A 20190-nucleotide genomic window follows, 5' to 3' on the forward strand; every position below is an offset into this window, starting at 1 on the left:
GTGGAACGGCTATTCGGAGTAACCGCGGGTCATCAACTGGTGGCCTGGGCCGCGATCATCGGGCCGACGTCGATCTTGGTCGGGATCGCGCCCATCTGCAGGAGCAGATCCGGCACCCGCTGGATGCGGCGCGGGTCCAGGGTGGACTGGAAGGTCAGCAGCGTGGTCAGCGCGGCGGTGTCCTGGTCGATCCTGGCGTACTTGACCAGCAGCGGCTCGATCTTGGAGCGGTCCGCCGCGTCGCGGGTGGCCTTCTGCATGGCGCGCTGGAAGGCGGCCACGGTCTTCGGGTTCTCCGAGACGAACTTGCCGAGCGAGCCGTAGCCCGCGGTGGGGAAGTCCTGGGTGGCGCCGGTGGCGGTGTCCACGACCGGGACGGTGCCCGCCTGCTTGGCGGTCTGCGTGATGAACGGTTCGGTCAGGAAGCCGGCGTCGATGTCGCCGTTCTTGAGCGCGGCGCCGATGTTCGGCAGCTGGATCGGCACCCACTGGACCTTGCTGGTGTCGACGCCGTGGTCCTTCATGACCGATTTGGACAGCGTGTCGGACACGGTGTTCGGCGCGGTGATGCCGATCTTCTTGCCTGCCAGGTCGCTGACGCTCTTCACCGACGACGTCGGCAGCGTGACCAGCATCGTGCTCTTGGGACCGGCGGAGGAGGCGTCCGCGACCAGCTTGATGTCGGCGGTGTTCTTGCTCATCGCGATGAAGAACGGCGTGTAGCTCGCGTACGCGATGTCGACTTCGCCGCTGATCAGCTTGGTCAGCGAGATCTGGCCGGTGCCGGCCTCGATCGCCTCGACCTCGAGGCCTTCGTTCTTGAAGTAGCCGCCGTCCTGGGCGAGACGCAGGGGCGCGAGGTCGATGGTCGACATCACGGCGACCTTGATCTTCGACTTCTCGAGGTTCCCGGAGCCGCCGGAGGAGGACGACTCGTCCCCGCCGAGCAGGCCGCAGCCACCGACCGACGTCGTGACGACGGCCGCCATCGCGAGCGCGATCGCCCCGCGCCGTCCCAGACGGGCGCTCAAGGCCTTCTTCGAAAGCAAGTGGTGCTCCTGATCGAGGGAAGGTCACGTGATGACGTGGCCTGGTACGGAATTCGGAAGTGACTCTTTGTCCGGAGTCACGGGCCCACTGTAGAGAACGGACAACGCTCTCACAATGGGTGGTCATCCCATGATCCCAAGTGGTAACCATCACCCGAACAGGCTGTTTGTCAGAAGTGAACACAACTCGGCGTGTTCGTGCCGGGGACTTGTTGACGACTTGGCGCGGACAGGTCAAGACCCGTCCGGTGTCTTCTTGGAGGTCTTGTCCAAAGGGTTACATCTGGGCCTACCGTTCGCTACCCTCATGCACCGGTAGTGAGGTGTGGACCACTGATGTAGTGAAAGAGAGTGCCTTGGATGGCCGAACGCTCTGGACCTTTCCCGAGGTGCAAGGCACTCTGTGTTGAACAAGAACCCGGTGTTGAACACTTCGGACACGTCCGTGCTTCACTGGTGCGCGCCCGTGCACTGGCGGGTTAGGCCGAACAGACCAATGACGCAAGGCGGGAATTCGGCCAAGTGCACTTGAGAGACCGCGTCAAAGACGACTTACTCATTCCGCGGAGTGAGCACTCGCGTCCCGCGTCCGCCTGCCCGACGGCAGGAGAGTGCGGGTAGTGGTCTCCGACAACCGGCCCAGACAGCAGCAGTACGGCCAGTACGAGAACGGCATGTCCAAAATGGGCTTTCCCGGCCCGGATGAAGATGATGGTGGTGCGGCGGTGCCGAACGAAGACACCGCGGGGGTGGGAGGGGCCCCTGCGCGGGAAACCGGAGACGGTCCTGGCGGGAAGGCCGGGTCGTTCCTGGGCCTGCGTAACTGGCGACTGCGATCCAAGCTCGCGGCCGTCCTGATCATTCCAACGCTGACCGCGCTCGCGCTCGGCACGCTGCGCGTGATCGACGACAGCGGTGAGGCCGCCCGGTTCCAGGACACGGCCGATCAGGTCGCCTTCGCCGACAAGATCACACTCGTGGTCCACGAGCTGCAGAGCGAACGCGCGCTCGCCGTCGCCTTGAAGGCTTCGAACGACACGTCGCGCCAGAACGGTCTCGACGCGCAGATCGCCAAGGTCGACCGCGCCATCGACGACCTGCGGGCTTCGGCGAACCAGATCAACCCGGACGACCAGGACACGCGGGATCGCTACGCGCGCGGTCTGCAGCGGCTCGACGGCCTGCGCCCGCTGCGCGGCGCGATGAACACGTCGCTGCTGAGCGACACCCCGGTCCTGATCGCCTACTCCGGCATCCTCGACTCGCTGGTCCAGCTCGGCCGCGAGGTGACCACCGCGGTGGCGAACCGCGACGTGCTCCGGCTCGGCGTCACCGTGCAGGCCATCAGTGAGAGCAAGGAGTTCATCGCCCGCGGTGACGCGGCGCTGCTGATCGCCTCCTTCCGCTCCTCGTTCCCCGGCGACCTGTTCGACCAGGCCCGCTCGGCGGTCGCGAGCGGCGACGCCTCGACGGCGGCCTTCCTCGCGAACGCCAGCCCCGAGCAGCGTCAGCTCTACTCGGACACCTTCTCCGGTCCCGAGGTCGACGACCGCCGCCGGATCACCACGATGGCGTTCTCGCTGTACCAGCAGAACCAGACGCCGTCGATCGACAACGTCGCGCTCGGCAACGACAGCCGGGTCGCGCTGGACAAGCTGCGCGCGGTCGAGACCAACCTGCTCGGCCAGCTGCGGGCCCAGGCCGACGAACTGGCCACCCAGGCGATCAACTCCGCCTGGATCGGCGGCGCGATCGTGCTGCTCGCCCTGCTCGCGGCGCTGTTCCTGATGCTCGTCATCGCCCGCCTGATGCTGCGCCCGCTGCGGGTGCTGCGGAAGACGGCGCTCGACGTCGCCTACACACGGCTGCCGGAAACCGTGCAAGCGATCCTGGACGACCCGGACCCGGTCAACGCCTCGAAGCGGTCGGTCGAGCCGGTGCCCGTCACTTCGCGTGACGAGATCGGTGAAGTGGCGCGCTCGTTCGACGTCGTCCACGAACAGGCCGTCAAGATGGCCGCCGAACAGGCCCTCCTGCGCGAGAACGTCAACGGCATCTTCGTGAACCTGTCCCGCCGGTCGCAGCGGCTGGTGGAACGCCAGCTCGGCGTCATCGACCGGCTGGAAGCCGACGAGCAGGACCCGGACCACTTGGCCAGCCTGTTCGAACTCGACCACCTCGCCACGCGGCTGCGCCGCAACGGTGAAAGCCTCTTGGTGCTCTCGGGCGCCGGTCTCGCGAAGTCGGTGCCCAAGCCGGTGCCCGCCGCCGACGTCATCGGCGCCGCGGTCTCGGAGATCGAGCAGTACGCCCGGATCGAGATCGGGATCGTCCCCGAGGTCGCCGTCCAGGGCCTGACGATCCACGACCTCGTGCACGTGCTCGCGGAACTGCTCGACAACGCCACCTACTTCTCCGAGCCGGAGACGAAGGTGACCGTCCGCGCGGTGATCACCCGCAAGAAGGCGCTCGCCATCCAGGTCACCGACCACGGTGTCGGCATGACCGACGAGCGGCTCGCCGAGGTCAACCAGCGGCTGGCCGACCCGCCGGACCTGGACGTCTCGGTGACCCGGCGAATGGGCCTGTACGTGGTCGCGCGCCTGGCGCGCCGCCACGGCATCGAGGTCCGGCTCCGGGAGAACGAGGACATCGAGGGCGGCGTGATCGCGCGGGTCGTCGTGCCCGCCGAACTGCTCACGCAGATGCGGCCCGGCGCGCGGAACACCCCGCCCCCGCCGAACCGTTCGGAAACCTCGATGCCGTCGATGCCGTCGGTCTCCGAGATGTCGAGCTCGCTGCCCAGCGTCCCCGCCTCCGACCGCGGCCTGGAGATGACCCCGCCGCCGCCGTCGAAGCCGCCGGCGCCGCAGCCGGTCGCGCAGCAGGGCGGGCTCGTCCCGCTCGACCAGCCGATCAGTCTCGACGACCTGGTGGCGGGCAAGAACGCGGCGGGGCCGTTCCTCAGCCCCGCGGCCCCCGCCGAGGAGACCCCGGCGTGGCCGACGGCGGACGACTTCCCGCCGTCGAACGGCGACGGCGCCTCCAGCGGTACGGACACCCAGTTCGCGCCGCTCGTGCTGCCGAAGCGGGAGCCGAAGTACGTCCCGGTGACCCCCGAGCCGCAGAGGCAGCCTGAGGAGCCCGAGGACACCGGCAAGTCGGCGCTCGAGGACGACGTGCCCACCCGGCGGCTGCCGATCTACCAGTCGGTGCTCTCCCGCTGGTTCAGCGAAGGCGACGAGGCCGGGGCCGACACCCCGACCACCTACACCGAGCCGGTCGAGGTCGAGTCCGACGTCCCCGAGCAGACCCGCAACGGCGCCGAAGAGGCTGATTCGGCCGTCGAGGACGCACCCGAAGAGGCCTTGCCCACTCGGACGCCGCAGAGTGTTCCGCCGGAGACGGTGCTCCAGGACAATGGCTGGCGCAGCGCGTCGGACGACGGCTGGCAAGCGGCACAGGTCCTGTACGAAGATCGGAACGACGAGATCACCCCGGCGGGCCTGCCCAAACGGGTGCCGAACCAGTACCTCGTCCCCGGTTCGATCGGCGGGAACGAGCCGAAGAAGGAAGACTCGTTTGCCGACAAGACCTCCGGAATGCCGGGAACGGGCGCGATCGCCCGCTCGGCGACGGCGGCCCGTAGTCGGATGGCAAGCTTCCAACAGGGCTACAAGTCGGGACGGCACGCGTTGAAGGAACGCCCGCTCGATGCGCTGGATGACAACGGCGTTCCGGTGACTGGCAGGGGTGCGGGTTCCCCTGCCGATGACAGCAGTAAGGAGTGACAGTGACACGGGCGGGTGCGATGCAGCCGGGTGGTCCGGCGCAGCCTGGCGGCCAGGCGCAGGGTAAAGGACACACGAGCAGCTTTGCCTGGCTGATCACGGATTTCGTGCACCGGGTCCCGGGCGCGGCGCATGCCGTGGTGGTGTCGGCGGACGGTTTGCTGCTGGCCTCCTCGAAGGGGCTCCCCAAGGACAGGGCGGATCAGCTGGCCGCGGTCGCGTCGGGGCTCACCAGCCTCGCGCGCGGTGCGGCCAAGGTGTTCGAAGGCGGCACGGTCGCGCAGACGGTGGTCGAGATGGCCAATGGCTTCCTCTTCCTGATGTCGGTGTCCGACGGTTCCTGCCTGGCGGTCCTCGGATCGCCGGAGAGTGACATCGGCCTGGTCGTCTACGAGATGACCTTGCTGGTGGAACGGGTGGGGCAACAGCTGACACCGGAGATGCGCGCGCAGCTGCAGGGCGCGTCGGTCCGCCGCTGAGCGACCGGGAACCGAGGAGAATGCCGTGGACGACGGGCGCTTGAGGGGCGATGGCCGGCTCGGTGACGACTTCAACGGCGGGTGGTCGGAACGTGACGACGGCCGGGAGGACTGGACGTCCTTCCGGGACCGGGTCGACCGCGAATGGCGATCGCGCCGGGCACAAGGGTCGGACAACGACCCCGTGAACCCGGACGAAGCCTCCCGCTGGCTGACCGATTCGAACGCGGGACAGGGACCCGCCGATTTCAGCGTCTCGGACTACCGGGAACGCCTCCTCGGCGGCCCCGGGGCGGAACTGTTCGGTGGTGGCAGTGGTCCGCTCTACGACTCGGGCGAGTTCGCCCGGTTCTCCTTCGACAAGGAAGAGGAACGGAGGGCGGCCGCGGCCGCCGCCGACCCGCTCGCCGCGGCACTGCCGCAGCAGGCGCAGAACGAGTTCGTCGACGAGCAGTACACCACCGACGTCGAATCCTCCGGACTGGTCCGGCCGTACTTCCGCACGCGGGGCCGGACCAAGCCGACGTACGACCTTGCCATCGAGGCGTTGATCTCGACCAGCGAACAGGGACGGGTACTCGACCGGGTACGCGTCCCCGAACACCGGTCGATCTGCGACCTTTGCCTGGACACCCGGTCCGTCGCCGAAGTCGCGGCGCTGCTGCGCCTGCCGCTCGGCGTGGTCCGGGTGCTGATCGGAGACGTGGCCGGCCTCGGCCTGGTCCTGGTGCACACTGCCAGCCAGAACGTGGGTGACCGGCCCAGTATCGAGTTCATGGAGAGGGTGCTCAGTGGGCTTCGGAGAATTTGACTCCGACGCGAATGCGCCGCAGGTGACCGGACCGACTTCGTCGGCCAAGATCGTGGTCGCTGGCGGATTCGGCTCGGGGAAGACCACGTTGGTCGGGGCGGTATCGGAGATCGATCCGCTGACCACCGAGGCCATGATGACCGAGGCCAGTACCGGCGTCGACGACAATTCGGCCACCCCGAACAAGTCGACGACGACCGTGGCCATGGACTTCGGCCGGATTTCGCTGGACTCGGACCTGGTGCTGTACGTGTTCGGTACGCCGGGCCAGCACCGGTTCTGGTTCATGTGGGACGACCTCGCGGTCGGCGCCATCGGTGCCGTCGTGCTGGTCGACACGCGGCGGCTCGCCGACGCGTTCCCGTCGATCGACTTCTTCGAGAACCGGAAGCTGCCGTACGTCGTGGCGATCAACTGCTTCGACCGGCTGCTGCACCACCAGATCGAGGACGTCCGGCACGCGCTGACGATCTCGCCGTCCGTGCCGATCATGGCGTGTGACGCCCGGGAACGTGAGTCCGCCAAGCAGGTGTTGATCTCGGTCGTGCAGCACGCCATCGCACACGATTCGGCGTTGCGCGCGGGGTAGAACACAGACGAAAGCCCGGAGCGGATGCGGCCGTTGGAGTGAACTCGGCAGGCTTCACCCGCTTCGGGGAGTGGTGCCACCTGCCGGATTGAACGCGGGGCGATCCCTTTCGCACGATCCGGTGTCAGCAGCCCCCGATCGGGTGGACGAAACGTCGGTGACCTGCGTGGACACCGATTCACACCTGGTCGCAGCGGGCCACCACGGGGTGACCCACGAATGCGTGGTTCGCCATGTGTCGACGCGGTGAGCGGCTGGACGTTCACATTCGGTTAACGCGAGCGGCAGGGTGGCGGGCTCGACACGATCGGCGGGACGAATACGCTGGGTGGAGGCGTCTTCGGGCTCGGCCGTACCGGATCGGTGCTGGTCTGTGCTGGTCACCGGGAGACGCCCGGACCACGCCGCCCAGGTGGTCTTGACGCAGCGAGGAGGGACTTGTGACGGCATCCGGGCAGCAGAGCTCGTTCGGCTGGCTCATCACGGATTTCGCGCGCCGGGTTCCCGGTGCGGCGCACGCCGTGCTGGTCTCCGCGGACGGGCTTCTCCTCGCGCCGTCGGACGGGCTGCCGCAGGAGCGCGCCGAACAGCTGTCCGCGGTCGCCTCCGGTCTGATCAGCCTCACCGCCGGTGCGGCGCGCTGCTTCGACGCGGGCGGAGTCAACCAGACCGTCGTCGAGATGGAGCGCGGGTACCTCTTCCTCATGTCGGTCGCCGACGGCTCGTCACTCGCCGTCCTGGCCGCGCCGACCTGTGACATCGGCACCGTGGCCTACGAGATGACCCTGCTCGTCGAGCGGGTCGGGCAGCAGATCACCCCCGAGCTGCGGGCGCAGCTGCAGGGCGGCGTACGTGGGTAGCCGCCGATGAAGATCACCGGATTCACCGAACCGGACCCCGCCGGCTGGGACTCCCTCTACCAGGGCACCGAGCGTGAGGCTTTCGATTCGCCGAGCCGGTTCGAGCTGAGCTCGATCAGCACGGTCATGCCGCGCCGCGCGGCCAAGCCACCGGAGCCGGTCCCGACGCCTCCGCTGCCCGCGTCGATGCCTTCGCCGATCCGCCAGTCGCCGCCGCCCTCCAGGACGGAAAGCGCCGCCGCGCCCGCTTCGGTCTACCTGCCGTCTTCGGGCTCCCGGGTCCGGCCCTACACGCGCACCGGCGGCCGCACCCGTACCGCGCACGACCTGGCGCTGGAGGCGCTGGTGTCGACCAGCGAGGACGGCCGCCGGTACCGCGGCGTGCGGACTCCCGAGCACCGGCAGATCTGCGACCTCTGCCTGGACACCCGGTCGATCGCGGAGATCGCCGCGCACCTGCGGCTGCCGCTGGGCGTCGTGAAGGTGCTCGTCGGCGACATGGCGGACGCGAACCTGGTGCTGATCCACCAGACGGAGCTGATCATGGGCGACTCCTCCTCGCGCGCCTTCATGGAGCGGGTGCTTCAAGGCCTCCGGGCCCTTTAGGTTTCGCGCGTTTCGTCCTCTAAATGCGCTTTCGGCCGCTCTCGCGCTCTCGTGCTTTCGTGCGGTGTCCCCAATGCCACATTGGAGACGCTCAGCGTCTCCAATGTGGCATTGGGGACGTCAAGCAGTTGCTCCGGTGCAAGTCGTCCTCAAGGTGACTACTTTGAGGTGGCTTGCCGGCACTTTCGGTAGCAGACTGGGTCGCTTTCTCGATAGAACCACGGTCGTCCGTGAACGGGATCTCAGGGGGACGCCGGTCGTCCTGATCTGCGTTAACCTGGTCGAGGAGTAGCCGGTGGGGTACTGGAGAAAGCGTCCTAGGAAGGATCTGGAAGCTGTTCTGGAGCACTTCCATCGGGCAGGATGGAGGATCCTGGACCCGCCGACCTACTACACCGTCCGCTGTCCTTGCGGGCAGCACCAGCGCTGGATCCACCTGACTCCGAGCGGTGCCAACTACGGAAAGAACGCGGTGTCCTGGCTGCTGCGTCAACCTTGCTACGAGATCGAGGGGGGTTCCTGATGGGTGTGACGGTCCACGCGCACTGGGTGTTCATCGCCGACGGCGATGGTGATCTCTTCGGCTATGGCGACAAGGTGATGCGAGCGCTGCTCGAACAAGAACGCTGCCTCGACGGTTTCGTGGACAGCGCGGTCTCCGCGGATGCGGGGCGAGCGGTCATGGAGATCGAGGCCGACGTGTCCGGCGACGATCTCTCACACGCCATCGCGAAAGCTCATGCCGCCGTTCGGTCCGCTTTGCACTCGGCCGGGATCGGGACGCCGGACTGGCCGACACACGGCGAAGCCATGTCGATGGTGCTGAAGGACCTCCGTACCGAACAACTCGTCTAGCTCCCACATCCAGAGGACGAAATGCGTGCGGAGGTCAGTCTTCGACGAGGGCGGCCGAGGTGATCCGGTGCAGCGGGTACCGCTCGTTGTCGGTCCCTTCGAGGACCCCGCCGCCGACCCGCCTCGGCCGCACCACCCGCTGGCTCGCCGTCCCGCGTGAGTCGACGAACCCGATCCACACCTCGCGGCGTTCCATGGTCGCCTGGGACAGCAACGCCAGCGTCGCGGACGTGTCCCCGGCGCCGCCTCCCTGTGGCGCGCGCACCGTCTCGCCGCGGCGACGAGCCGAAGCGGCGTCACCGGCCCGGACGTGCGCGACGATCTTGCCGACCTGGTCGTCCGTCAGACCGGCAGGCTCGCCAGGGGCCCGACGCGCGGCACGCGCCTTCGCGGGCAGGCGACGTCCAGACGGCCTGATGTCCATGACGCGTCCGTCGGGTCCTTCGGCGGCCGGAGCGAACCCGGCGGCGCGAAGGGCGTCGAGGACTTCGGCGAGCGGGTACGCGCTGATGAGCACCGTCGGCGCGATCATGCGCAAGCCGTACTCGGTCGCGACAGGGCTGCCCATGACCTCCGCGAGCAGCGACGCGTCGTCACAGCGCAGGAACGACTCGGCGGCCCCGCCGCGCAGCCGCCCGTGCCGTCGGGCGACGTCGTCGATCAGGTAGCTCAGCGACTGGGGTACCGGCGTCGCCGACTTCGCCGCGAACAGCTGGTGCAGTTCACCCGCGGTCCGCCCGGTGTCGAGCGCGCGCCGCACGGAGGTCTCGGTGATCCGGTAGACGGTCGCGTGCCCGGCCGATTCGATGTCGGCCACGGCGGTCATCTCGGCCGCGAGGTCGGCTTCCAGCGGTCCCGGCGCGACCACGGTCAGGTCGGCCTGGACCAGGACGTGGTCCACCGGACGCGGCAGCGCGTCCAGGATCGCCTCGACAGCGCCGGGCCGGTCCTCGGCCAGCAGCGCCCGCGTCGCCGTGGTCAGCCCGCCGAGCCCGAGCAGGCCGAGCGCGGCCCCTTCGGCCATCGTCCAGCGCACGGTCTCGTCCCGCAGCCGCCCGCCCCTTCGCGGCGCGCGCCAGGCGAGCGCGGCGACCAGCTCTTCGGTGCTCTTCACCCCGGCGCCTTCGGGCAGCGCGGCCAGGGCGAGCAGGATCCGCCGCCGCGACGTGGGCGCCAGCGGGCGGCGCAGATCCTCCGAAAGCGGCGCGATCGGCTTGTCCTTCGCGTCCCGCCCGCCGGCGAGGCCGGGCAGCCGGGGCAGTTCGAGCCAGGCCTGCGCGACCGTCATCCAGCGCTGCGCGGTCGGCGACGCGAGCCATGAATCCGTGAGCGTCGTCGGCACCCATTCCGGCGAGGTCGCCTCGCTGTCGGCCACCAGCCCGGCGCCGACGGCGATCTCCGCCAGCAGGGTCACCCGCGTCTCGTCGACGTCGAGATCCTTGGCGAGCTTCTTCAGCTCGCGGACTCCGAGCCCACCGGACTTCAGCACCGGCGGCGGTGTCTCCGACCACGAGCGAAGCATGGTTTCGGTCTGGCGCAAGAACTCCATCGCCTCGCCCGCCGCCGTCGAGTCCACTGTGGACCGCTGATGCGGATGAACGGGGAGTTCCGGTTCGCGCAGCGACGCCGGGTCGAACACCGACCCGCCGCGCAGGGCGATCCCGATCTCGCGCGGCAGCTCGACGGTCTGATCGTCCCGGCGCAGCAGCAGTCCCCGGGCGAGCAGTCGCTGGACCGGATTCTGCGCCCGCTCCAGCGGGACCTCGGCCGACGCGTCGCGGGTGCGGCCGATCGGCGGTCCGGCGGCCAGCGTCGTCAGCAGGGCTCGCTCGTCCTCGCCGACCTCCGCGAGCGCGGCCTCGATGTCCGTTCCGGCGAGCGAGGGCGACGACGATCCCAGCCCGGCGGGGAAGGGGCCGAGCGCGTCACGGGCCGACGGCGGGACGCGCAGCGCGTCGTCCTCACCCCAGACCAGCGCGCGCGTGCGCAGCAGGGCCAGCGCCTCGCCGATCTCGGTGCCGGTGAGCCGCGCGACCTCGGCGGCGGTGACCGGGCCGGTGTCCGCTCCGGCGAGCAGCAGCGCGTCGAGCACGGCGAGGGTGAAGGTGTCGAGGTCTTCGCAGGCGCGCGCGACGGAACCCGGCGTGCCGGCCCGGGTGGCGAGCACGATGGTGTCGGACGGGGGTGGCGTGGACAGGTCGCGACGCGTGCGCAGCAGTGCGGCGAGGGCGTCGTCGGACTCCTGGCGCAGCCAGTCCGCCAGGGAGGGCGCGGGCATAGAGGACCAGGATACCGGGCGGGTGCAGGTCCGGCAGTCACGTTCGGGCAGACTGTCCCTTGAGAACGGCTTGACCATGCTCGGGAGGACGTTGTGGCGAAGGGCGAGAACAAGAAGCGCGCGGGGATCGACCCGACGTGGCCAGGTGAGGACGGGGAGCACCCCGTCACCGAGCTCGCATCGGATCGGCAGGGCGCACTGTCCCCGTTCGGCGACGTGACCTTCCCGCTCGAGGCGGTGCCCTACGTGCACCCCGAGACCGAGATCAACCGGTAGAAAGCTACTGGCCTGGCCTGCCGAGGGCGCTCAGCGCCCGAACAGGCCCTCTCGCGCGCCTCTTTCGGGCCGAAGGCCCACGGAAATCCGATGAAGGGGCGCCCTCTTCGGGCTGGTGAGGCTGGTTCGGGCTGCCCCTTCGGCGGCTTTCCGTCAGCGCGCGAGTTACTCGCCAGTTACCCCCTGCGAGGGTTCGTGGCGGTCGTCACGGGAGTAGGTTTTCGATCGACCTATTCGAGCGTTCCTCAGCGGGGGTAGTGCCATGCCGGTTCCCGGTCCCGGATATTCGATCACCGTCCGGGTGGAGGCCCCCGCGTCGTCCACCGCGGCGGGTGACCTGACCACCGCCGTCGGCCGGGTCGGCGGCGTGCTGACCGCGTTCGACGTCGTCGAGTCGCACCCCGACTCGATCGTCGTCGACATCAGCGCCAACGCCCTGTCGGAGAACCACGCGCAGGACATCACGCAGACGCTGGACTCGATGCCGGGCGTCCGCGTCCGCAAGGTCTCCGACCGGACGTTCCTGATCCACCTCGGCGGCAAGATCGAGGTCAGCCCCAAGGTCGCGCTCCGTAACCGTGACGACCTCTCCCGCGCGTACACGCCGGGTGTCGCCCGCGTCTGCCAGGCGATCGCCGCGAACCCCGAGGACGCGCGCCGCCTGACCATCAAGCGCAACACCGTCGCGGTGCTTACCGACGGTTCCGCGGTCCTCGGGCTGGGCAACATCGGCCCGGCCGCCGCGCTCCCGGTGATGGAGGGCAAGGCGGCGCTGTTCAAGAAGTTCGCCGACGTCGACGCGTGGCCGGTCTGCCTGGACACCCAGGACACCGAAGAGATCATCATGATCGCGAAGGCGCTCGCGCCGGTCTACGCGGGCATCAACCTCGAGGACATCGCCGCGCCGCGCTGCTTCGAGATCGAGAAGCGCCTGCGTGAGCAGCTCGACATCCCGGTGTTCCACGACGACCAGCACGGCACCGCGATCGTCGTCGTCGCCGCGCTGCGCAACGCCCTGCGCGTGGTCGGGAAGAACATCGAAGACTGCAAGATCGTCGTCAGCGGCGTCGGCGCGGCGGGTTCGGCGATCATCCGCCTGCTGCTGCGCAAGAACCCGGGCGACATCGTGGCCGCCGACATCGACGGCATCGTGCACTCCGCGCGCGGCAACCTCGACGACAACCTGACCTGGATCGCCGAGCACACCAACAAGGAGCAGCAGGCGGGCACGCTGCACGAGGCGCTCGTCGGCGCCGACGTGTTCATCGGCGTCTCCGCGCCGAACCTGTTCGGGGCCGAGCAGGTCGCGACCATGAAGTCCGACGCCGTCGTGTTCGCGCTGGCCAACCCGGACCCGGAGATCGACCCCCTCGAAGCGGGCAAGCACGCCGCCGTGGTCGCCACCGGCCGCAGCGACTTCCCGAACCAGATCAACAACGTGCTCGCGTTCCCCGGCGTCTTCCGCGGCCTGCTCGACGCGCAGGCGCACCACATCGACGACTCGATGCTGCTCGCGGCGGCCGACGCCATCGCGGACGTCGTGGACAACGGCAAGCTGAACGCCTCGTTCATCGTGCCGAGCGTCTTCGACAACGCTGTCGCCCCGGCGGTCGCCGAGGCCGTCAAGAAGGCCGCCAAGGCTGTGAAATCTGCCGAGCGCTGACGAAAACCCGCCGAAGGGGCGTCGGGGCGCGATAGCAAAGGTCCCTTGCTCCATTCGGCGGCATCCGTCATCACTGAGGCCGATCCGCGGGCCGACCTCAGGGTGACGACTCCGCACACGCCCCGCTCCTAGGCTCGATTTCGACCAAGAAGTCGATCATGACGGGGGTTGGGGATGAATCGCTCTGTCCTGAGCAGGATCGGGACACTCACGGCCGCGGCGGCCACTTTGGCGGTACTCGTACCGGCAACGGCGTCCGCTGCGGCTTCACCGGTGAAGTGGGGGCCGTGTCCGGAGGACGCGGCCGCGCCAGGGCTGACGTGCACCACCTTGAAGGTCCCGCTCGACTACCGGAACCCGGGCGGGAAGACCATCGACATCGCCGTTTCGAAGCTCGCGAGCACCAAGCCCGCGAAGCGGCGCGGCATCATGCTGACGAACCCGGGCGGACCCGGCGGCCCGGGACTGTCCATGCCCGCCGAACTGCGGGCCGCGGGCATGCCGGCGAGCGTGCTCGACGCGTACGACGTCATCGGGTTCGATCCGCGCGGGATCGCCCGCAGCACGCCGGTCACCTGCGACCTCACGCCCGCGCAGGCGGCCAGCAACGTCCCGCCATACGCACGGGACGCCGCGGCGGTGGCGGAACGGGCGAAGACCGTGGCGGTCGTCGCGAAGCAGTGCGGTGAATCGAAGACCGCCGCGAACCTGCCGTACATCACCTCGGCCAACACGGCCCGCGACATGGACCGCATCCGCGAAGCCCTCGGTGAGAAGAAGCTCTCGTACTACGGCGTCTCGTACGGCAGCTACCTCGGCGCCGTGTACTCGACGCTGTTCCCGCAGAACACCGATCGCGTCGTGCTCGACAGCGTGGTCGGGCCGGGCGGCCTCGACCCGACAGGATCGCGACGGCTGGCGGAGGGCTTCCAGGACCGGTTCCCGGACTTCGCGAAGTGGGCCGCGGCGCGGCACGCGAGCTACGGCCTGGGCCGGACTCCGCAGCAGGTGACGGCGAAGTTCTACGAACTCGCCGACAAACTCGACACCGGCGTCGTTCCGGGTGTGGACGGCGCGGCCTTCCGGGCGGGCACGTTCGGCGCGCTGTACTCGACCAGTTCCTTCCCGGTGCTGGCGCAGCAGTGGCAGGCGCTCGACGGCGAAGGCGTCATGAAGCAGACAGCGCAGACCCGGCAGATCGACGTGGCGCAGATCCTCGCCGCGCAGCTGCACGTGGTGTGCAACGACGTGAACTGGCCTGAGAAGGTCGAGACCTACCAGCGCACTGTCGAGAAGGACCGGGTGAAGTACCCGATGTTCGGCGCGGCCGCGGCGAACATCTGGGCGTGCGCCTACTGGCCGTCCGAGCCGATCGAGCCGCAGGTGCGGATCGGCGACCGGGGTCCGTCGAACATCCTGATGGTGCAGAACCTGCGTGACCCGGCGACGCCGCTCGGCGGGGCCAAGGAGATGCGGCGCGCGCTCGGCGACCGGGCGCGGATGGTGTCGGTCGACGACGGCGGGCACGGGGTCTGGCTGGGCTCGGAGAACGCTTGCGGCAACAACGCCGTCAACCGGTTCCTCGTGGACGGCAAGCGTCCCGCGCACGACACGGCCTGCGCCGCGGACAACGGCGGGTACTTCGGCTCGATGTCGCCGGAGCAGCGCCAGGAACGCGAGAAGGCGCTCGACGAGGTTCGCTCGAAGCAGCGAGTCTTCTGAGGACTAGCCTGCTGGGCGTGAGTGAACTCAGCCACGTCGACCATACGGGCGCCGCCCGTATGGTCGACGTTTCCGGCAAGACGCCCACCGCCCGCACCGCGCTGGCGGGCGGCACCGTGCACACCACGGCCGAGGTGCTCGGCCTGCTGGCGACGGACGGGCTACCCAAGGGCGATGCCCTCGCGACCGCCCGGATCGCGGGCATCATGGGCGCGAAGAAGGTGCCCGAGCTGATCCCGCTCTGCCACCAGATCGCGTTGTCCGGGGTGAAGGTCGAGTTCGCCCTCGACGAGACCGCCGTCCACATCACCGCGACGGCGAAGACGAACGACCGCACCGGCGTCGAGATGGAGGCGCTGACCGCCGTCGCCGTCGCCGGGCTGACCCTGCACGACATGATCAAGGCCGTCGATCCGGCGGCGACCCTCGACGACGTCCGCCTCATCCGCAAGGACGGCGGCAAGACCGGGACCTGGGAGCGGCCGTGAACCGGGTCGCGAGGGTGATCGTGGCGTCGAATCGCGCCGCGAAGGGCGTCTACGAGGACACGACCGGTCCGGTCATCACGGCCTGGCTGACCGAACGGGGCTGGGACGTGCCTGAGCCCGTGGTCGTCGAGGACGGGGAACCGGTCGGCGAGGCCCTGCGGGCCGCCGTCGCGGCCCGAGTCCAGGTGATCGTGACCACCGGCGGCACCGGCATCTCGCCGACGGACCGCACCCCGGACGTCACGCGCGCCGTCCTCGACTACGAACTCCCCGGCGTCGCGGACGCGATCCGGGCCGCCGGACTGCCCAAGGTGCCCACGGCCGTGCTCTCGCGCGGGGTCGCCGGTGTCGCCGGACGGACCCTGGTGGTGAACCTGCCCGGCTCGCGCGGCGGCGTGAAGGACGGCCTGGGCGTACTGGACGGGATCCTCGACCACGCCGTCGACCAGCTGGCGGGCGGCGACCACCCACGGGAGGCACAGCAGTGAGCGTTCGGGTCGCACGGACCGCGGTGGTCGACGAGCCGCTTTCGGTCGAGGAGCACGCCCGGCTGGTGGACGACGCGGCCGCGGGCGCCGTCGTCACCTTCGGCGGGGTCGTGCGGGACCACGACGGCGGGCGATCGGTGGAACGGCTCGCCTACGAAGGCCACCCCAGCGCTTCGGAGGTGCTCGCGGAGGTCGTCGCGGACCTCTCAGGGAAGTGGACCGGGGTGCGTGCGGTCGCGGTGAGCCACCGGCTGGGCGCGCTGGCCATCGGGGACGTCGCGCTGGCGTGCGCCGTGGCCGCCGAGCATCGAGGCCAGGCGTTCGCCGCCTGCTCGGAGCTGGTCGACGAGGTCAAGGCGCGGCTGCCGGTGTGGAAGCACCAGCACTTCACCGACGGCAGCGACGAGTGGGTCAACTCGCCGTAGCGAGCCTGCGGACCGCTTCGGACGTTGCGAAAGCCACTTTCGCAACCTTCAAGGTTGCGGAAGTGGCTTTCGCAACACCGCCGACTCACCAGAGCGCGCCGGGCAAGGGGGCGCGAGGGGGTCCGACCACCTGTACCGAGCTGGGCCGCTACGCGTGGCCGGCCGGACGACGCGTGTGATCCGACGGACGACACGTGTGACTGGATGGACGACACGCGCACACGACAAAGCCCCACCGCCGGGGGAATGGCGCGGTGGGGCCTTGTCAGCCGTGACGTGGCCACGCGGGGAATCCCGCGGGCATCACGGCTCACTGGTGCTCAAGAGCTCACTTGGTGGCGAGCTTCTGACCGACGACGATGAAGTCGGCGTTCGGCACGAATTCCTTGTTCAGGTCCTGCAGCTTCTGGAAGCCACCCTGGACGTTGAACTTGGAAGCGATCTTGGACAGCGTGTCGCCCGCCACGACGGTGTAGTCACCGGCCGGGTTGGAGTTGGCGACATTGGCGGCCGGCGCCTGGACCGGAGCCTGCTGCTTCTGGACCGGGGCGGTCGACTTCTTCGGGGTCACCTTCTTGGTGGCCTTCGGGGCGCTCGACTTGGCCTTGGCGGGGCTGGCGGAGCCGCCCTTCTTGCCACAGTTCGGCCACGCGCCGATGCCCTGGCCCTGGAGGACCCGCTCGGCGACGGCGATCTGCTGCTCACGCGAAGCGCCGTGCGCGCTGCCGGTGCCACCGTAGGCGCGCCAGGTGCTCTGCGAGAACTGCAGACCACCGTAGTAGCCGTTACCGGTGTTGGTGCTCCAGTTTCCGCTGCTCTCGCACTGCGCGATGGCGTCCCAGTTGGTCGCCGACGCGGGGGTCGCGGCGATTGCGAGGGGAGCGCCGACCGCGACGCCCGCGATGGCGACGCGAGCGATGTGGCGGGTAGCGGCGGACATCTTGCGGTGCTTGCCTCGGTACGACATGTGAGTAAATCTCGCTCCCTGCGCCTACGAGTCTGTGCTGAGGGAAGACCCAGGGGTCTGGCCGGCCGTCTCAGGCCGGCTGACTTCGCCTGACGCACGCCGCGTCGGCTCGGTCCCCTCGTCCCTGTCCGGAAATGCTTTCGCTCGGGGTTGGGTCCGGGAATCCGTTGGACAGGGCTAGGCGCTACGGGTTCCCGGTGTTGCGTGGTCGGTCGGGGCCAACCGAAAAGCGACGGTACGTAACGAACGGCCCGAGCGGAAATTATTCGAGCTGTGACCTACATCACAGTAACAGCACGCAACCCATAACGATTCGACTGTTTATGCAGGTCAGCGGGCCGTTACCGGACCGTTTCCTGGCCGAGATAATTCACGGATCGTGAGGCTTGCATCACGTGGATTAAGGGCTGACTGGCCCATTCGTGCGCCTTCGCGCGCGAATGGGCCGCGCACTTTAGCGAGCCCTCAAGAAGTTCGCCAGCCCTGACAGGTCATCCGTATTCAGGTGGTCGACTCCGGCGGCGGCCAGTACCTTCCAAAGCGCCTCCCGTGCAGGTCCAGGCGCATCCGGCGTCGCCCAGAAACGGACCCGCTGACCCGCCTTGTGCGCCCGTTCGACGATTTCGCGCAGCTTCGCGCGCTCGGCCGCCGGGAATTCACCGGCGCCGGTCCAGGTGAACAGCTCGCTCCAGGAGTCGGAGACCGGCGGGGTCACCTTGGGGTCCGAGCCGATGCCGAGGTCGTTCTCGTCCTTGACGCGGCCGTCGTAGAAGGCGAGCCGGAACTTCTGCCCGAGCATCACGTCCTTGGGGCGCCCGCCGGAGATCACCGCGGTGACGGCCCGCTTCTGGACGTGTCCGAACGCGTACAGAGAGAAGAGGAAGGAGTAGCGAGGGTTGTACAGCCGCTTCTCCAGGGCCGCGTAGGTGCTGTTCGCGTCCCCCTTGACGTCGATCAGCAGCTGGAACTGCGTTGATGGCTCCTCGGCGGGAAAGCGTGCCTCGGAGCGGGCTTTCTGCCGGTAGACGCCGCCGTGGTTGGCGAGGACGCGCTTGCGCAGCGGCTCCAGGTAGAGCGACTCCAGGGTGCGGTCGGGGCGGGTGTCGGCGAGGTCGTGCGCCACCAGCAACTGCCCGTCCACCAGGTAGATGTCGGCCTCGACACTGGTGAAGCCCTGGTCGAGCGCGTCCTGGAGCGGACGCGTGTGCTCGTAGTCGTTGTGGCTGTGCGCCTGCGGCAACGGCCGGACGCCACGTTCGTGGGCGGAGGCCGGGGCGGTCGCCAGGCTCGTGGCGGCGACCGCGGCGAGCAGCGCGGCGAGGATACGGCGGGGAGTGATCACTGGCGCATCCTCGGCGGCTTCGGCGTCCGGACGGTGAACTCGAAACGGCGAGCAAGGGACCTTTGCTATCACTTTCGCGATTCGCGCAGGTCAGCGCAGGTCAGCCGCCCGCGAACGGGGGCAGGACGTCCAGTTCGGCCGCGTCGGTCAGCGGCCGCGTGAGATCCCGCACCGCGACGCCGTCCAAGAGATAGGAGACCGCGTCGAGCAGCTTCGCCAGCTTCTCCGGGTGGAGTTCGCGAAGGTGGGCGACGGCGTCGGCGACGCGGGCGCCGTCCGGCAGGGTCACCTTCTCCTCGTCGAAGCCCACGGCCGCGCGGGCCGACGCGAAGTACCGCACCACGATGGTCACCATGTCAGCCGCCGATCGCGCTCATGGGCCGGATCGGCTGCGCGAAGCCGGCCTCGTTGATCTCGTGCCCGGCGAGCTTGCCCCACATGGTCGCCCGCCAGGCGTCCGCCACCTCTTCTTCGCGCGCGCCCGCGCGCACGAGGGCGCGGAGGTCGGTCTCGTCGTTGCTGAACAGGCACGAGCGCACCGCGCCGTCCGCGGTCAGCCTCGTCCGCTCGCAGGCGCCGCAGAACGGCCGCGTCACCGACGCGATCACGCCGACGTCGCCGGGGCCGCCGTCGACCAGCCAGCGTTCGGCGGGTGCCCCGCCCCGCGCGGCGGGGAACGGCGACAGCGAGAACTCCTCGCCGAGCATGCCGAGGATCTCCTCGGCGGTGATCATGTCGCGCCGGTTCCAGCCGTGCTGCGCGTCCAGCGGCATCTGTTCGATGAACCGCAGGTGGTAGCCCTCGGCGAGGCAGAACTTCAGCAGCGGCACGGCCTGGTCCTCGTTCAGCCCGCGCATCAGCACCGCGTTGACCTTCACCGGGTCCAGCCCGGCCTCACGCGCGGCGGCCATGCCGGCCAGCACGTGCGACAGCCTGTCGCGGCGCGTGATCGTCTCGAACAGCGCGCGGTCGACGGTGTCCAGCGAGACGTTGATCCGGTCCAGCCCGGCGTCGGCGAGCGACTTCGCGCGCTTCGCGAGCCCGATCCCGTTGGTGGTCATGGAAAGCCGCGGCCGCGGTTCGAGCGCCGCGATCCGTTCGACGATCTTCTCCAGGCCCTGGCGCAGCAGCGGCTCGCCGCCGGTGAGCCGGATGTCGGTGATCCCGAGCCGTTCGACGGCGATCCGCAGCAGGAGCACGAGTTCGTCGTCGGTCAGCACGTCCGCGCTCGGCATCCACTCCAGCCCTTCGGCGGGCATGCAGTAGGTACAGCGCAGATTGCACTTGTCGGTGAGCGACACCCGGAGGTCGGTCGCCACGCGGCCGAAGGTGTCGATCAGAGCGGGGTTGTCCGGCCTGGGCACGCTGGGGCGGCCGCGTGTACCGGGGACACGGGGAAACCCGAGATCGACTGCTGTCATTGTCACCAGACTAACCCCGAAGCGGGCGAAAGCCGACTGTCTAGAATCGCTTTCGCAGCGAATCGGTTTCTTCCCGAAGG

The 20190-nt window shown here is 69.2% G+C and carries 17 protein-coding genes and 1 pseudogene; 12 read left to right on the forward strand and 6 right to left on the reverse strand.

Annotated elements, in window-relative coordinates; translation table 11 throughout:
• Positions 1-32 precede the first annotated feature (32 nt).
• The gene (locus B0293_RS01595; RefSeq protein ID WP_005156204.1) at positions 33-1049 is read right to left on the reverse strand and encodes an ABC transporter substrate-binding protein; all 1017 of its coding nucleotides are present in this window, start codon (positions 1047-1049) and stop codon (positions 33-35) included.
• Positions 1050-1723: 674 nt separating this feature from the next.
• Here B0293_RS01595 and B0293_RS01600 point away from each other — a divergent pair.
• The 7 genes from B0293_RS01600 to B0293_RS01635 all read left to right on the forward strand — a co-directional run bounded on the left by B0293_RS01600 (position 1724) and on the right by B0293_RS01635 (position 9040).
• Positions 1724-4840, forward strand: a complete 3117-nt coding sequence (locus B0293_RS01600; protein WP_039917599.1) for a sensor histidine kinase — start codon at positions 1724-1726, stop codon at positions 4838-4840.
• 20 nt (positions 4841-4860) lie between these two features.
• Positions 4861-5319, forward strand: a complete 459-nt coding sequence (locus B0293_RS01605) for a roadblock/LC7 domain-containing protein (protein ID WP_085939650.1) — start codon at positions 4861-4863, stop codon at positions 5317-5319.
• 25 nt (positions 5320-5344) lie between these two features.
• The gene (locus B0293_RS01610; protein ID WP_005156194.1) at positions 5345-6130 is read left to right on the forward strand and encodes a DUF742 domain-containing protein; all 786 of its coding nucleotides are present in this window, start codon (positions 5345-5347) and stop codon (positions 6128-6130) included.
• Positions 6111-6719 (forward strand): GTP-binding protein, encoded by a 609-nt coding sequence (locus B0293_RS01615; protein ID WP_007033392.1) that lies wholly within the window; start codon positions 6111-6113, stop codon positions 6717-6719. Before B0293_RS01610 ends, B0293_RS01615 begins: the two co-directional genes overlap by 20 nt.
• Before the next feature lie 440 nt (positions 6720-7159).
• Positions 7160-7579: a roadblock/LC7 domain-containing protein gene (locus B0293_RS01620; protein ID WP_005156190.1), complete on the forward strand. Its 420-nt coding sequence runs from the start codon at positions 7160-7162 to the stop codon at positions 7577-7579.
• Positions 7580-7585: 6 nt separating this feature from the next.
• On the forward strand, positions 7586-8185 hold the full coding sequence (locus B0293_RS01625) for a DUF742 domain-containing protein (protein WP_005156187.1): 600 nt from the start codon (positions 7586-7588) through the stop codon (positions 8183-8185).
• A gap of 522 nt (positions 8186-8707) precedes the next feature.
• The gene (locus B0293_RS01635; protein ID WP_005156178.1) at positions 8708-9040 is read left to right on the forward strand and encodes a hypothetical protein; all 333 of its coding nucleotides are present in this window, start codon (positions 8708-8710) and stop codon (positions 9038-9040) included.
• Between the two features lie 34 nt (positions 9041-9074).
• Here B0293_RS01635 and B0293_RS01640 read toward each other — a convergent pair whose 3' ends face one another.
• Positions 9075-11318 (reverse strand): helicase-associated domain-containing protein, encoded by a 2244-nt coding sequence (locus B0293_RS01640; protein ID WP_005156175.1) that lies wholly within the window; start codon positions 11316-11318, stop codon positions 9075-9077.
• Positions 11319-11411: 93 nt separating this feature from the next.
• On the opposite strand from B0293_RS01640, the gene B0293_RS01645 reads away from it, so the two are divergent.
• The 5 genes and pseudogenes from B0293_RS01645 (at position 11412) to B0293_RS44615 (ending at position 16380) form a co-directional block, all read left to right on the forward strand.
• On the forward strand, positions 11412-11594 hold the full coding sequence (locus B0293_RS01645; protein ID WP_005156172.1) for a hypothetical protein: 183 nt from the start codon (positions 11412-11414) through the stop codon (positions 11592-11594).
• A 262-nt stretch (positions 11595-11856) separates the two neighbouring features.
• Complete coding sequence (locus B0293_RS01650) at positions 11857-13257, forward strand: NAD-dependent malic enzyme (RefSeq protein ID WP_005156169.1); 1401 nt, start codon at positions 11857-11859, stop codon at positions 13255-13257.
• Positions 13258-13431: 174 nt separating this feature from the next.
• Positions 13432-14979: an alpha/beta hydrolase gene (locus B0293_RS01655; RefSeq protein WP_039917572.1), complete on the forward strand. Its 1548-nt coding sequence runs from the start codon at positions 13432-13434 to the stop codon at positions 14977-14979.
• A 17-nt stretch (positions 14980-14996) separates the two neighbouring features.
• Complete coding sequence (moaC, locus tag B0293_RS01660; protein WP_039917570.1) at positions 14997-15467, forward strand: cyclic pyranopterin monophosphate synthase MoaC; 471 nt, start codon at positions 14997-14999, stop codon at positions 15465-15467.
• Positions 15464-16380, forward strand: a pseudogene (locus B0293_RS44615) (molybdenum cofactor biosynthesis protein MoaE). The gene moaC and the pseudogene B0293_RS44615 overlap by 4 nt, the downstream one beginning before the upstream one ends.
• Positions 16381-16708: 328 nt before the next feature.
• Here the strand turns inward: B0293_RS44615 and B0293_RS01675 are convergent.
• The 4 genes from B0293_RS01675 to moaA all read right to left on the reverse strand — a co-directional run bounded on the left by B0293_RS01675 (position 16709) and on the right by moaA (position 20110).
• Positions 16709-17347: a transglycosylase family protein gene (locus B0293_RS01675; RefSeq protein ID WP_005156151.1), complete on the reverse strand. Its 639-nt coding sequence runs from the start codon at positions 17345-17347 to the stop codon at positions 16709-16711.
• Positions 17348-17801: 454 nt separating this feature from the next.
• Entirely contained in the window at positions 17802-18689 is an 888-nt protein-coding gene (locus tag B0293_RS01680; RefSeq protein ID WP_005156149.1) for a phosphatidylinositol-specific phospholipase C/glycerophosphodiester phosphodiesterase family protein, read from the reverse strand.
• Positions 18690-18789: 100 nt separating this feature from the next.
• Positions 18790-19044, reverse strand: coding sequence for a MoaD/ThiS family protein (locus B0293_RS01685; protein WP_005156148.1), 255 nt, complete (start codon positions 19042-19044; stop codon positions 18790-18792).
• 1 nt (position 19045) lies between these two features.
• Positions 19046-20110, reverse strand: a complete 1065-nt coding sequence (gene moaA, locus B0293_RS01690; protein ID WP_052014422.1) for a GTP 3',8-cyclase MoaA — start codon at positions 20108-20110, stop codon at positions 19046-19048.
• Positions 20111-20190 lie beyond the last annotated feature (80 nt).

The organism is Amycolatopsis azurea DSM 43854 (assembly GCF_001995215.1).
GTDB lineage: Bacteria > Actinomycetota > Actinomycetes > Mycobacteriales > Pseudonocardiaceae > Amycolatopsis > Amycolatopsis azurea.